Genomic DNA, 14,192 nt, shown 5'->3' on the forward strand with positions numbered 1-14,192 from the left:
GAGATGAAACAGGTTGTTGTTTTGTTGCTGGCGCTGATGCTGGCCAGTTGCACCCATGTACGCAGTAGTCAGGGAGTTTCCCTGAACGCGGAAGGTACCTGGCTGGTGTTGCCGCTGGTAAATCGCACCGGAACCCCCCAGGCCGGGCTGCGGGCAGCGGCCATCGTGGAATCCGTGCTTTACCGGCAGGGTGTGACCGCGGTGGAAAATTATCCGGAAACCGGTAATGACGGGCTGTTGTTCGAAGCGTCTTCCTCTGCCAACAGGGAAAAGATGGATCGCTGGGTGCAGTCGCAATCGGCCCAGTATGTGGTCAGCGGCGTAGTGCATGAATGGCGTTACAAGACTGGCGTAGATGGCGAACCGGCGGTGGGCGTGATGCTGGAAATTCGCGAACTGCCTTCCGGCAAAATCGTCTACAGCGGCACCGGTGCTCGCGCCGGTTGGGCAAGAACGTCACTCAGCCAGACCGGGCAAAAAGTCATCGACAAGCTGCTGGCTCCGGTCATTCGCTGATGCGAAAGTGGCTGGCTAACACCGTCATCCCTGCTCTGGTGGCACCGCCGGCAAGACCCTTGTGGGTGGTGCTGGAGGCGGTACTGCTGACTGTGGCGGCAGTTTCAATGGGGCTATGGTTACGTTCCGAAGATCCCCTGGCGCTGGATGCCAACTTCCGCTGGGGCTTGTTCGTGCCCATTCTGGTGTCGCTGCGTTACGGTAGCCTTGCCGGTGTGTTTGGCATGCTGTGTCTGCTGGCCAGCTGGTTTGTGCTCCGCAATATGGATTTCTATGGGGACTGGGATTTCCCCGAGGGCACCATGTTGGGCGGTTTTATTCTCAGCCTGGTCTGCGGTGAATTCGCTGACCTGTGGCGGGTTCGCTTGCAGCGGGCGGAAAGCGCTGCCAGTTATGCCCTGGAGCGTCTACAAAACCTGACTCAGCGTCATGTGCTATTACGCCTTTCCCATGACCGTCTGGAAGAGAATCTGCTGGTCAGGCCCTACACCGTGCGTGATGCCCTGTTCCGTCTGCGCGATCTGACCCTGGATGAAAGCGACAGCACAATCCTGCCGGCGGCGGATGATCTGATCAATTTGCTGGCGGAGTACTGTCAATTGCAGCGCGCCGCTCTCTATCCGGTATTGGACGGCAAGATCAGTGACCAGGCCGCCGCCCTGCTGGGGGAGAACAAACCCCTGGATCAGCACGATGCTCTGCTTAACCACGCCCTGGACATCGGCATGCTCGCCCATGTACAGCAGAATACCCAGGATGATGCCTATGTAGGCCGCTATCTGGTGGCGGCACCGGTGACCAACAGTGCCGGGGAAATGATCGGTGTGCTGGTGGTGGAACGGTTGCCGTTCCTGTCCATGAATTATGAAAACCTGCAGTTGCTTTCTGTGCTACTGAACTTCTATGCGGATGTGGCGCACTACGGAGAAGAGGTGGACAGCCTGCTGGATACCTGGCCGAACCTGCCGACCCGCTTTGCCAGTGAAATGACGGCGCTTTCCCGGTTGCGCGGTGAAGCGCGGGTTGATACCGCCCTGACCCTGTTTGTGGCCGATGACAGCGAACAGGCCGCTCAGATTCTGGAAGCGCTGGCGCGGGGCCTACGTAGTCTGGATCTGGCTTGGTGGGTCCATGACAACGTGCTGATGATTATGATGCCGATGACTGGTGATTCCAGTCTGGAAGGTTTTGTACTGCGCACGGAAAAATGGCTACAGGAGGACTATGCCTTCTTCAGCCTCCGCCAGGCCGGGGTGAAGTACTACCATCGGTTACTGGGTGAGCGTGACCCTGGCGATCAGCTCCGCGAGTTGCTGGAGGTGGCCGGTGTCTAGCTGGAAGCTGCTTATCTATGCGATCAGTGCCGAGCTGGGCTCGCTGCTGCTGTTGCTCAGTCAGAACAGCTCGCTGTCCTATTTTCTGCTTTACCTGATCGCCCATGGCTTGGCGTCGGCTTTGTTGTCCGCTGTGGCGTGGACCTTTCTTCCGGCCCGTTTTCGAGAGCCGAAAGTCTTTTCACTGGCACTAATTTTTTCCTTTGCCTTTTTTATCCCTGCAATCGGGCTACTGACCATTATCGGTGGCATTGCCCTGGGTGTGATGTTGCCGGCACTGTTCATGCCGCTGCCTTTTTCCCAGGTGGCAAAGCCCTATTTTACACCGGTCAACAATCAACAAAGCGCCGGTTTCCGGCAGATTGATCTGAAAAGTTTGCTTACCAGTGAGACTGCGCCCAACGCCTTGCGGATTCAGGGAATGCTGGTGCTCAAGGACATGCCCGGGCGCATTACCGGCCGACTGCTGCGTGATTCGTTGGGAGATTCCTATGAGGATTTGCGCCTGCTTGCCTACGGTATTCTCGACCAGAAGGAAAAAGACATCACCCGCGATATTGACCGTGTCCTGCATTTGCTGGAGCGGGCCAAGGAGTCTCGTCGCTACCGGCTTGCCCGTCGTCTTGCAGAGTTGTATTGGGAGCTGAGTTATCAGGATCTGGTACGCGGTGACATCATGACCTTGACCCTGGAGCGGGCGAGCTTCTATGCCGATATGGGGCTGATGGAATCCCCCGAAGACGCCGGGCTATGGTTATTACGCGGGCGCATCAAGATGAGTCAGGGAAACCTGGGGGAATCCCAGGAATCCCTGGTATTCGCCCGCCGACTGGGGTTGTCTCCGGCCCAGGTCAATCCCTGGCTGGCAGAAATCGCCCTGCAACGTCGGCAACTACCCATGGTGCGCTTATTGATGGAACAGATTCCCGATGGCAGTCAGTTTACTGCCCTGAATAAATCCGTGGAGTACTGGAGGGGCTATGGCGCTGCCCAGAGCGGATAAGGCGGACATCTGTCTGTTGCTGGAGGGGACTTTTCCCTATGTCAGCGGCGGGGTGTCTAGCTGGGTAAACCAGATCATCCGGGGGTTTCCGGAATATACCTTTGCCTGCTGTTTTATCGGCAGTCGCCCGGAAGACTATGGCGACATGAAATACACCCTGCCGGACAATGTGGTTCATCTGGAGGTGCATTACCTGCATGACTTCCAGCGTGGCGCGCAAAAAAAACCGAAAAAAGGTGATCCCGAAGCCTATCATCGCTTGAGCCGTTTACACGATCTGATGCGTTCCGGCGAACATTCTCCGGAGCGGGAAGCTCTGCTTGGCGAGACGTTGGATGGCCTGGGGGATGGCTGCTGTTACTCAGAGGAGTCATTTTTGCATAGCCGGGCAAGCTGGGATTTCATTTCTGATGCCTATCGGGAATACAGCCGGGACCCTTCATTTGTCGATTATTTCTGGACCGTCCGCATCATGCATGCACCGCTCTGGGTGCTGAATGACATTGCCTCCAATCTGATCCCGGCGCGCATGTATCACACCATCTCCACCGGTTATGCCGGTTTTCTGGGCGCCATGCTGAAACGGCGCACGGGCAAGCCGCTGCTGCTGTCCGAACACGGCATCTACACCAAGGAACGCAAGATTGATCTGTTCCAGAGTGAATGGATCAGCGATAACCGCGGGCTGGTGGAAAAGAACAACGCAGAAATGGCTTACTTTCGCGAAAAGTGGGTGAATTTCTTTACCGAGCTGGGACGCGAGTGTTACCAGTCATCGAACCGCATCGTTGCGCTTTACGAGCGTAACCGGCAACGGCAGGTGGAAGACGGCGCCCCCGCCGAGCGCACGCTCAATATTCCCAATGGCATCGACCTGCCACGCATGGAAAAGGTGCGTGCTGCCCGGAGTGAAGAGATACCCCAGACCGCCTGCCTGATCGGCCGGGTAGTCCCCATCAAGGACGTCAAAACCTTCCTGCGCGCCATGCGCACCCTGGTTAACGAGATACCGGACGCCAAGGGATGGATTGCCGGCCCCGAGGATGAAGACAAGGAATACGCTGCAGAGTGCCGTTCTCTGGTGACCAGCCTGGGTTTGGAAAAGAATGTAGAGTTTCTTGGCTTTCAGAAGATCGACGAGCTGCTGCCAAAAGTGGGTGTGGTGGTGCTCAGCTCCATCAGTGAAGCACTGCCGCTGGTATTGCTGGAAGGCTTTGCCGCTGGCGTGCCGGCGGTGTCAACGGATGTGGGCTCCTGCCGCCAACTGATCGAAGGGCTGGATGAAGACGATCGGGCGTTTGGCACGGCCGGTTCCGTGGTGGGCATTGCTGACCCGGAAGCCCTGGGTAAGGCGGTGGCCAACCTACTCAGTAATCCGCAGGCCTGGCACGAGGCACAGCAGGCCGGCATCCGCCGAGTGGAAACCCTGTACACCCAGCAGCAGATGTTCGGCTCCTACCGTGAGCTGTATCAGGGTTTGCTGGAAGGGGAGCGCTGATGGCAGGTATCGGCTTCGAACTGCGAAAACTGCTGCGCAAGGATACCTTGCTGGGCCTGATCCGTGCCTACGCCTATGCTGGCGTGATCAGCTCCGGGCCTTGGGTGCTGTCGATTATCGGCATCCTGATTATCGGTATTTTCAGCCTGGGGGCTGTGGTACCGGATATCGCAGTGTCCCAGTTTCAGGTCACCGTCACCTATCTGATCGCGATCAGCCTGGTGCTCACCGGTACCGTGCAACTGGCCTTTACCCGTTTCTGTGCTGACCGCGCCTTTGAGCAGCGCGAAGATTTGATTCTGCCGAACTATGGCGGCGTTACCCTGCTGGTCACGGTCATTGCCGGGGTCCTGTCGCTAGCTGCCGCAGTGTTTCTGTTCCCGGAACAGAGCATCCTGTTCCGGGTGTTGATGGCGGCCAGCTTTGTGGTGCTGTGCAATATCTGGATCGCCACCGTGTTCCTGTCGGGGATGAAACAGTACAAGGCGATACTGGTGCTGTACGCCCTGGGTTACGGGATCACCGTGGTAGGTGCCTTGTTGCTGCGCTTTCTCGATCTGGAAGGACTGTTGCTCGGGTTTCTGCTGGGTCAGGTGACCTTGCTCGCCGGCATGCTGGTGCTGATCGTGCGCGGCTATCCGGCGCTCAGCATGGTGTCCTTCGACATGTTTCGCCCCCGTTACCTGTATCCCAGCCTGATGTTGGTGGGGTTTTTCTACAACGCCGGGGTATGGGCCGACAAGGCCATGTTCTGGTTTTACAGCGGCACCGGGAGCGAGGTGATTGGTCCGCTGCACGCCTCGCTGATCTATGACATTCCGGTGTTCCTGTCCTACCTGTCGCTGATTCCCGGCATGGCCGTGTTTCTGGTGCGCATGGAAACCGACTTTGTGGAGTACTACAGCAATTTCTACGATGCGGTGCGTGAAGGGGGGTCGTTGTCCTATATCGAGGAGATGCGCAACCAGATGGTGTTCGTGATTCGTCAGGGCATCTTCCAGATCCTCAAGATCCAGGCCATCTCGGCCCTGGTGATCATGGTGGCTGGCGCCCAGATTTTCGCGGCCCTGGGGATTACCGACTTGTACCTGCCGTTGCTCAAAGTCCAGCTGGTGGCCACGGCGTTACAGGTGGTGTTCCTGGCCATCATCAACGTGTTCTGCTACCTGGACCAGCGCCGCATGCTGGTACTGCTCACCGGCCTGTTCTTCGTGTTGAACGTGATCTTTACCGGCATAAGCTTGTACCTGGGTCCGCAATTCTTCGGCTTCGGTTTCCTGCTGTCGCTGGCGGTGTGTGTGATGCTGGGGTTGTGGCTGGTGAACCGGAAGATGGGAGAACTGGAGTATTCGACGTTTATGTTGAATTGAGCTACGAGGCAACCTTTCTGATAACCGCTGTAGGAACGGAGCGTAGCGGAGTAACGCACGCAGTTCCGTGCGGCCCGAAGTGTGAGCGTGCGAATAACGCCGCTTGAGGCGCGAACCGAGCCTCAGCGAGGACATTGCCCGCAGGGCAATCAGGAATATCAAGGCTCGACAGGTTTTAGAAAGAATGACCGACAGATCTATACCTCTGTCGTGTCCCCTCGCTCGCGCTCGGTTCGCGCCTCAAGCGGCGCTCCTACAGCGGCTTCGTAGCTACCCGGTACATCCCCCCCAAAAAAAACGGCGCCAAAAGGCGCCGTGAATAGTTTGGCTCGGGAGAGCTATCACGGAGTAAAACTCCGGAGTCGATGGATGGGACCTCATCGACGCCTGGCATTATGTGGACAGTTGTTCGCCGAAACATTCGCTTTGTAGACTTTCTGTTTAGCCCGCCAGGTCAATTTTTGCACGAAAGTGCATATAAGCTCCGAGTCAGGGTTTCCCCGGCATCAGTCCGCAGGCGCCCAGGTGTTCCTGCCACAGGGTCACATGGCGCTCCAGCGCACGCTCCATGCGGCTTTCCACCCCGTTCGGGCCGAAGTAATGGTGCCGCCAGCGGGTGAAAGGGGCAGGGGGTGAATCCAGCAGACCGTTCATCTGTTCCAGGCTGTCAGCCAGTGTTTGGCGCTGGCGGCGACTTTCCGCCAGCGATTTTTGCACACTGGGGCCCCAGACATTGTCCAGCACATTGCGCAACCGCCGGGCCCGGGTGCTGGCCTGATTGCGGGGGCAGAGGCGCTGCGGATCAATGCCTTCGAGCAGCTGGTTGCCCCGCTCCAGTTCCCGCAGTGAAAGCGCCATGCGCCGCAGTAGATGACCGCCGGCCTGGTTACGGGCCAGGGTTTCCAGCAAGGGTTCCAGATTCAGTGGTGTCACGGCGCCACTTTGTTTGTGGGCGATCAGGGTGTGACTCAGCTGTTGCAGGCTCTGCAAGGCAGCACTGGTGTCGCCGACACTGGCGGAAGGGGACTGGCTGAAAAAGCGCCGTATTTCCTCGCTGGCGGTAAGTACATTCCAGTACAGGGCCGGCAGCGCGGCTTCCTTTTCGGCCACCACCTGCGACATGACGTTGATCAGCTCCGGGTCATCCAGGGTTTGTTCCTCCAGGCAGGTGCGCGCCTGGTGAATAAACGCCAGTTCATGACTGAGCCGTAAGGAATCCGCCTGCAGCTTACCCAGCGAGCTGTTGCGCTGGCTGATCAGTTCCATCAGGCCGCAGTGTCGTAGTTCCAGATAGTCGAGCATATCCACCCGGTGTTCCGGCAGCGGCAGCCGCAGTTCTCGGGCACCGGGATAGGCCAGTACGGGAAGCGGGACTCGCGCGGGAATATCCTGTCGAGTCAGCCGGGCAATCCGGCTCAGGTAGTCCTCCCAGAGCGCCTCATCGGGATCGCCCGGGGTCAGCCACCAGGTGGTCAGTAGCGACGCCATGGCCAGGGCTGCCAGCCCCCAGCCGGTTTTTTTCTGCATCACGACAGGACCCCGCTCAATCCGCTGTTTCTCTTTTGCCAAACCGTTGACACTGCGGTGGATCTGCCCACGCATTGCAGAACGGTTGTGCTATGTTTGGCCTGATCATCAATTTGCATTGGAAGCGTATTATGTCAACGAGGGGATTGCCGTTTTTTCGGTTACTGATGCTGTGCCTGGCATTGTCACTGGGCGCCTGTGATACCGGAGAGAAGGGGGACAGTGACTCTCCTCCTAAACAGGATAAAGCCGACAGGCAAATCGCGCAGCCTGCGCCGACACAGCTGGATCAGCGCTGGCAGGCTCACCTGGCGGCATCTCCCCCTTCGATCATAAGTTCCCGGGCGCCGCTGGTGGTGCGCTTTAATCATCCGGTAGCGTCTGCAGAAAAGCTTGATCAACCGGTCTCGGGCGTTGCCCGTCTGGTGCCGGACATGCCGGCAGAAATACGCTTCACCGCCGAAGACAGACTGGAAATCCGCCCCTCGGAACCGCTGGCCGCCGGTGAGACGCTGACTCTGATGCTCTATGCCCAGGGCCTGGACGGTGTGGATGAAACGCTGCCTCCGGCAGAATTCCCCCTGCAGGTGATGCGTCAGCAACTGAGCCTGACGGTGCAGTCCCTGTTGCCGGCCGAGGCCGGCGAAAAAATGGTGCTCACCGGTAGCCTGGAAACCCGGGATCTGGCCGAGGCCGAAGCGGTGGAGAAAAGCCTGCGTGCCAGCCAGGACAATCAGACGCTACCGGTACGCTGGGAACACGACAAGGCCGGTTTCCGCCATGGATTTACCGTTTCCGGCATCCGCCGGGGTGACCAGGCCAGCCAGGTGACCCTGAGTTGGGATGGCTCGCCCCTGGGTGTAGAGAACCAGGGTGAACGCCATTACAACGTCCCTGCGGTGGCGGCCTTCGAAGTCACCAATGTGCGGGCAGTGAACTACCCCAAACCCCATGTGGAAGTGAATTTTTCCGAGGCCTTGCAAGGCTCCCAGAACCTCAACGGACTGGTCACCCTGAACGGCAAGGCGCCACGCCTGGAAGTGGACGGCAGCCGCCTGCGGGTCTATCCACAGGACGACAAGGAAGAAAATGTGGCGCTGGTGATCGATGCCGGCCTGCGCTCCGCCAGCCATGGCCGGCTGCCGGAAAAACTGGAAAAAACCGTCACCCTGATGATGAGCAAGCCCGGCGTGCGCTTTGCCGGCAAGGGCACCATCCTGCCGGATGGCAAGCAACTCAGCGTGCCCTTTGAAGCGGTGGGGATCCGCTCGGTGAAGGTGCAGGCCTTCCGGGTGTTTGACGACAATATTGGCAATTATCTGCAGGGCAGTGAGCTGGATGAAGGGGACATGGACACCCGCACCGGTCGCTACCTGTGGCAGAAAACCCTTGAGCTTCCCGCCAACGGCGACGGCTGGCAGCGCTATCATCTGGACCTGACCGAGCTGATGGCCAAACACCCCAATGGTCTGGTGCATCTCACCTTGACCATTGATGGCGATGACATTACCTACACCTGCCCGGATGCCTCCCTGACCCGCAACACAACCCTGCCGGACAACTACGAGGGCCCGGGCCAGGAACAGCAGCAGCCGGACCGGCTGGCCGACTATTACCGCGATGCCGGCTACCTGAGCTGGTATGAACAGGACAACCCCTGCTCCGACAGTTACTACCGCTATAACGACCTGGCCAGCAGCACTCGCGCTTTCCTGGCCTCCAACCTGGGGCTGATCGCCAAGCGCGGTCAGGACGATACCCTGCACGTGGTGGCTACTACCCTGGACACTAACCAGCCCGCCGCCGAGGTGGTGGTGAAGGCCTACAACTATCAGCAGCAACAGGTGGGCATGGGTCTTACCGATAAAGAGGGGATGGCCAGCATCCAGCTGGATGGCACACCTTTTTATCTGCAGGCGGTGAAAGACCGCGACACCGGTTTCCTGAAAGTGGCCCGCAACCGGGCGCTGCCCACCAACCAGTTCAACACCAGCGGCCAGACCGTGCGAGACGGCCTGAAAGGGTTCTTCTACGGAGAGCGTGATGTGTGGCGCCCGGGCGATGACATCCACCTGACCTTTATTCTCGAAGACAAGAACGCTGTGCTGCCCGACGATCACCCGCTGACTCTGGACTGGTTCGACCCCCGTGGAAACAAGGTGAAAAGCTACACCCTGGATCAGCCGGTGGGGGACTTCTATGCCTTCACCCTGAGCACCAGTGAAGACGCGCCCACTGGCAACTGGCGTGCTGTAGCCCGGCTGGGCCAGCGCTACTTCGATACCCCGGTGCGGGTGGAAGCGATCAAGCCCAACCGCCTGAAGATCGACCTGGAATTGCCCGAGCAACTGCCCGCCAACGAGGCGGCGCAGGTGGGCCTGTTTACTCAATGGCTCAACGGCGCTACCGCCGCCAACCTGAAAGCGGATGTAAAAGTACGAGTGGCGGCGACCACCACCCGCTTCGATGGCCTCAATGCCTATCATTTCGATGACAGCACCCGCGCGCTCAGTAGCGAGCCCTTTACTGCCTTCGAAGCCCATGTGGACGGGCAGGGCAAAGCCAGCTTTCCGCTCACCATTCCGGTGGAGCAGACCCCTGGCCTGCTGCGTGCCACGTTGACCACCCGGGTGTTCGAGAACAGCGGTGACTACAGCACTCAGATCCGCAGTGTGCCGGTTTATCCCTTCAAACATTGGGTCGGCATGCAGGTGCCGCAGGGTAGTGGTTGGGGCGGTGCGTTATCCCGCGAGGGTAAGCACGCCATCGACCTGATCAGCGTCAACAGTGAAGGCAAGGTCGTATCCGGTCGGCCCCTGGATATCACTGTTTATGAAATTGACTGGCGCTGGTGGTGGGACCGTTCCGGCGAGGACCTGAGCAACTTTATCAGCGACCCCAACACCCGATCTGTCACCCAGGCCCAGATCACCACCGATGCAGAGGGGCGCGGCCAGTGGACTCTGGACGGCGCCGCCTATGACTGGGGCCGCCACCTGATCCGCGTCTGTGATCGACAAAGTGATCACTGCACCTCGCAGACGGTGTATCTGGGCTGGAGCAGCGACCAGGCCAGTGGCAGCCAGGATGCCGCCACCCGCTTGTCCCTGTCCGCAGATAAAGAAAGTTACCAGGTGGGAGACTCCGCCCGGGTGGAACTGCCCGCCGTCAGCGAAGGCCGCCTGCTGGTAAGTCTGGAGAACGGCTCCCGGGTGCTGGATCACTACTGGCTACCGGCCAGTGGCCAGGCCCAGACGCTGGATATCCCGGTCACTGCCGAGATGGCGCCCAACGTGTATGTGCATGTGGCCCTGTTGCAGCCACACCAGCGGGACAACGATCGTCCCATCCGCTTGTACGGCATCGTGCCGTTGCTGGTGGAAGACCCGGCCACCCGTCTGCAGCCGCAGATCAAGGCTCCGAAAAAAGTGAAGCCGGAAGAAAGCTTCATCGTGCAAGTCAGCGAAAAGCAGGGCAAGGCCATGACCTATACCCTGGCGCTGGTGGACGAGGGCCTACTGGGCCTGACTAACTACCGCACCCCGGATCCCCATGGCGCCTTCTACCGTCGTGAGGCCCTGGGTGTACTGACCTGGGACCTGTTCGATATGGTGGTCGGCGCCTACGGGGCCGAGCTGGACCGGTTGCTGGCCCTGGGCGGCTCCGATGGTGCCGATGACGGCCGCGAGAAACAGCGCCGCCGTTTCCCGCCGGTGGTGAAATTCCTCGGTCCCTTCACCCTGGACGCGGGCGACAGCGCCAGTCACGAGATCACCCTGCCGTCCTACATGGGGCAGGTCAGGGCCATGGTGGTGGCCGGTGACAACGGTGCTTATGGCAAGGCCGATCAGGACATCACCGTCACCCAGCCGCTGGCCGTGCTGAGTACCCTGCCACGGGTGATGGGCCCCGGCGAAACCGTGGACCTGCCGGTGACGGTGTTCGTGACCGACGACGCGGTGAAACAGGTCAAGCTGTCCGTGCAGGCGGATGATGACCTGTTCAGTGTGGAAACCGGCGAGGCGGAAATGACCTTTACCGGGCCGTCGGACCAGATCGCCATGCTGCGTCTGCGCGCCAACGACCGGGTGGGTACCGGCTCTGTCACGGTGACGGCCACGGGCGGCAAGCATCGCGCCAGCGAAACCGTGCACCTGCCGGTACGGGCGGCCAACCCGCCTACTACCCGCGATACCTTCAAGATGTTGGAGAAAGGGGAAAGCTGGGCGCTGGATTACCAGCACCACGGTATGACCGGTACCAACAGTGCTACCCTGACAGTCAGTGCCCTGCCGGCCATGGGCCTGGAGCGACGCCTGAATTACCTGCTGCGCTATCCCCATGGTTGCGTCGAGCAAACCACCTCGTCGGTGCTGCCGCAGTTGTACCTGAAACAGCTGGTGCAACTGGATGAGCAGCAGCAACAGGAGATCCAGACCAACATTACCGCCGGCATCGAACGGCTCAAGCGTTTCCAGCTGGCCAATGGCGGCTTCGGTTACTGGCCCGGCCAAGCCCAGGCCAATGACTGGGGCTCCACCTATGCCGGCCACTTCCTGCTGGAAGCCAGACGGCTGGGGTATGCGGTGCCCGCCGGCATGATCGATGACTGGGTCGACTATCAGTCGCGGCGCAGTCAGACCCTGGGAGATCGACCCTGGGAATGGAGCGCCGAAGCCTATCGCCAGTACACCCTGGCCCTGGCCGGCAAGCCCCAGGTGGGGGCCATGAACCGCCTGCGCGAGCGTCTGCAGATGGCGAAGCAGGATTATCCTCGCAGCGCCAGTTACCACAGCGGTCGCTGGTTGCTGGCGGCGGCCTATCAGCAGATGGGGCTCAGCGATGTGGCGGCGGAGCTGACCGCCCTGGACGTTGAGAATCTGGAGTATGACGGTGCCAGCTACACCTATGGCTCCTCCCTGCGTGATCAGGCCATTCGCCTGACTGTGGCTGAGGCGCAGAACCGGGAGCAGGAGGCCTGGACCCTGGCCCGTGACATTGCCGATCAGCTATCCGGGCAGAGCTGGTACAGCACCCAGACCACCGCCTGGTCACTGATGGCCATGGCCCGCTATGCGGGCAGTCAGGGGGGCGATCATGGTTACCGCTTTGCGTGGCAGGAAGGCAAACAGAGCTGGCAGGATATTGCCGCCACCTCGCCGGTCACCCGCCAGCCACTCAATGCCGGCGGCAGGGAAGGGGATGACAAGCAGTCGCTGAGCGTGCGTAACGACAGCGACCGCAAGCTGTTCGTTACCCTAAGCCAGACCGGCACCCCGTCGCCGGGCAACGAAGCGCCGGTGAGCGAAGGCCTGAGTCTGGCAGTGCGGTTCCTTGCCAATGACAAGCCGATCAACTCGGCTAGCCTGGACCAGGGGCAGGACTTCACTGCCGAAGTCACGGTGACCAACACCGGGTCGCGCACTCTGGACGATGTGGCGCTGACTCAAATCCTGCCTTCCGGCTGGCAGCTCACCAGCAGTCGCCTGGATGGCAGCGCGGACAACAACGAGAAGGTGACTTATCAGGATCTGCGCGATGACCGGGTAATGCATTACTTCGACCTGAAACCCGGCAGCAAGAATGCTCTGACCTTGAGCGTGGACCTGAACGCCTCCTTCGCCGGCCGTTTCTACCTGCCCGCCTGGACCGTGGAAGCCATGTACGACGGTCGCCGTCAGGCCCGTAGCAAAGGCCAGTGGGTGGAGGTGAAAAAGTAGAGGCCGTAAAGGCAATCGATCTACCACAGAGGTCACAGAGTACACAGAGGAAAAACAGGCTCTGTGAACGCTGAATCTCTGTGGTGAAGGTCCTGCTTGCGGGGCTTTTTTCGTGGTCCGAGACACCAACCTCATCGCGTTGATTATGCGTGACAGGTCGGGCGGGTGGTGGATTACGCCTGCGGCTAGTTCTCCCTACCCAGCCTGCGATGTGAGGGGGCACAGAGGTTTAACGATTTTTCTCTGTGAACTCTGTGCCCTCTGAGGTGAAAACCATACTAGGGAAAGCCTTACCCGGCACGCTCAGGCAGCTTCGTTTTTCTGGTAACCGTCCGCATCGCCGATCAGGCTATCCATTTCCGCTAGGAACTCCCGGTTGTCATGGTCCCAGGGATGGAAGTTGGGTTTGAACCAGTCCAGCCAGGGAATCACCACCCGGCGCAGGCCGCCCGGTTTCAGCCACTGGAACTTGAACGATAGCCACCAGCCTTTCAGATTGAACAGCTGGCCTACCTTCCAGGTGTTGATCAGGTAGAAAGGATAGAACAGCGAGAAGAAAATGGTGGTGGCCAGAATCAGACCCACACTGCGTAAAGCCCACGCCTTGATGCCGCTACCGAATACGGTCTGGTAAACATCAAAGGCGACCGCCTTGTGTTCGGTCTCTTCCAGGGCATGCCAGTGCCACAGGCGCTGGTAGGACTCATCCGAGTCATCAATCAGGTCCGGCTCACGCAGCAGGATATCCGCGAGAATGGCGGTCAGATGTTCCAGTGCCACGGTGGCGGACAGTTGCAGGGCGTTGGGGGTGTATTTGGAAATCACATCCAGCAGTTTGGAAACAATGGCTTCCTGGGTATCCACCGGCAGACCGGCCTCCACCATCTTCTGGTTGTAATCCTCGTGCTCGCGCCCGTGCATGGCCTCCTGGCCGATAAAGGCCCGCACCGCTTCCTGCAGTTCCGGGTCCTCAATGCGGTCGCGATACTTGCGTACACTGTTGATGAAGAAACGCTCGCCTTCCGGGAAAAACAGCGACAGGGTGTTGAAGAACTGGGTGACCGTGGGGCCCCAACTGTGCCAGTTGAGTACCTTGTCATCCGGAACGTGAAACTTGAGATTTCGGCGAATTGGCATGATGTGCATTTTCATTGTTATACCACCTTTTCTCCAATGATCCTGTCATCCACTTAACGCCTGTTGGGCGAAAAATACAATTCCACT

The 14,192-nt window shown here is 59.5% G+C and carries 8 protein-coding genes; 6 read left to right on the forward strand and 2 right to left on the reverse strand.

All coding sequences use genetic code 11. The annotated features are described in order from the left end of the window. Nucleotides 1-3 precede the first annotated feature (3 nt). The 5 genes from B3Q33_RS00875 to pelG are packed head-to-tail and all read left to right on the forward strand — an operon-like array spanning nt 4 to nt 5,721. Nucleotides 4-516, forward strand: coding sequence for a hypothetical protein (locus B3Q33_RS00875; protein ID WP_272962375.1), 513 nt, complete (start codon nt 4-6; stop codon nt 514-516). After that, complete coding sequence (locus B3Q33_RS00880; RefSeq protein WP_272962376.1) at nt 516-1,850, forward strand: PelD GGDEF domain-containing protein; 1,335 nt, start codon at nt 516-518, stop codon at nt 1,848-1,850. The genes B3Q33_RS00875 and B3Q33_RS00880 overlap by 1 nt, the downstream gene beginning before the upstream one ends. Next, a complete protein-coding gene (locus B3Q33_RS00885) occupies nt 1,843-2,853 on the forward strand; it encodes a hypothetical protein (RefSeq protein ID WP_272962377.1) in 1,011 nt (336 codons plus the stop codon). Before B3Q33_RS00880 ends, B3Q33_RS00885 begins: the two co-directional genes overlap by 8 nt. Further along, nucleotides 2,831-4,351: a GT4 family glycosyltransferase PelF gene (pelF, locus tag B3Q33_RS00890; protein WP_272962378.1), complete on the forward strand. Its 1,521-nt coding sequence runs from the start codon at nt 2,831-2,833 to the stop codon at nt 4,349-4,351. Before B3Q33_RS00885 ends, pelF begins: the two co-directional genes overlap by 23 nt. Further along, nucleotides 4,351-5,721, forward strand: coding sequence for an exopolysaccharide Pel transporter PelG (gene pelG, locus B3Q33_RS00895; protein WP_272962379.1), 1,371 nt, complete (start codon nt 4,351-4,353; stop codon nt 5,719-5,721). The genes pelF and pelG overlap by 1 nt, the downstream gene beginning before the upstream one ends. A 489-nt stretch (nt 5,722-6,210) precedes the next feature. Here the strand turns inward: pelG and B3Q33_RS00900 are convergent, their stop codons facing one another. Further along, nucleotides 6,211-7,248 carry a DUF3080 family protein gene (locus tag B3Q33_RS00900; RefSeq protein ID WP_272962413.1) on the reverse strand — a complete coding sequence of 346 codons (1,038 nt, stop codon included), beginning with the start codon at nt 7,246-7,248 and terminating at the stop codon, nt 6,211-6,213. Nucleotides 7,249-7,379: 131 nt separating this feature from the next. Between B3Q33_RS00900 and B3Q33_RS00905 the strand changes: the two genes are divergently transcribed. After that, nucleotides 7,380-12,968 (forward strand): alpha-2-macroglobulin family protein, encoded by a 5,589-nt coding sequence (locus B3Q33_RS00905; RefSeq protein WP_272962380.1) that lies wholly within the window; start codon nt 7,380-7,382, stop codon nt 12,966-12,968. Nucleotides 12,969-13,271: 303 nt separating this feature from the next. On the opposite strand, the gene B3Q33_RS00910 is transcribed toward B3Q33_RS00905, so the two are convergent. Then, the gene (locus B3Q33_RS00910; RefSeq protein ID WP_272962381.1) at nt 13,272-14,120 is read right to left on the reverse strand and encodes a metal-dependent hydrolase; all 849 of its coding nucleotides are present in this window, start codon (nt 14,118-14,120) and stop codon (nt 13,272-13,274) included. Between the last annotated feature and the right edge of the window lie 72 nt (nt 14,121-14,192).

This window comes from Alcanivorax sp. UBA3183, from assembly GCF_002364155.1.
Lineage (GTDB): Bacteria > Pseudomonadota > Gammaproteobacteria > Pseudomonadales > Alcanivoracaceae > Alcanivorax > Alcanivorax jadensis.

Coding starts and splice junctions, on each gene's coding strand:
- B3Q33_RS00880 (WP_272962376.1), top strand. CDS start 516: ATGCGAAAGTGGCTGGCTAACACCGTCATCCCTGCTCTGGTGGCACCG.
- B3Q33_RS00900 (WP_272962413.1), bottom strand. CDS start 7,248: ATGCAGAAAAAAACCGGCTGGGGGCTGGCAGCCCTGGCCATGGCGTCG.
- B3Q33_RS00905 (WP_272962380.1), top strand. CDS start 7,380: ATGTCAACGAGGGGATTGCCGTTTTTTCGGTTACTGATGCTGTGCCTG.
- pelG (WP_272962379.1), top strand. CDS start 4,351: ATGGCAGGTATCGGCTTCGAACTGCGAAAACTGCTGCGCAAGGATACC.
- pelF (WP_272962378.1), top strand. CDS start 2,831: ATGGCGCTGCCCAGAGCGGATAAGGCGGACATCTGTCTGTTGCTGGAG.
- B3Q33_RS00910 (WP_272962381.1), bottom strand. CDS start 14,120: ATGAAAATGCACATCATGCCAATTCGCCGAAATCTCAAGTTTCACGTT.
- B3Q33_RS00875 (WP_272962375.1), top strand. CDS start 4: ATGAAACAGGTTGTTGTTTTGTTGCTGGCGCTGATGCTGGCCAGTTGC.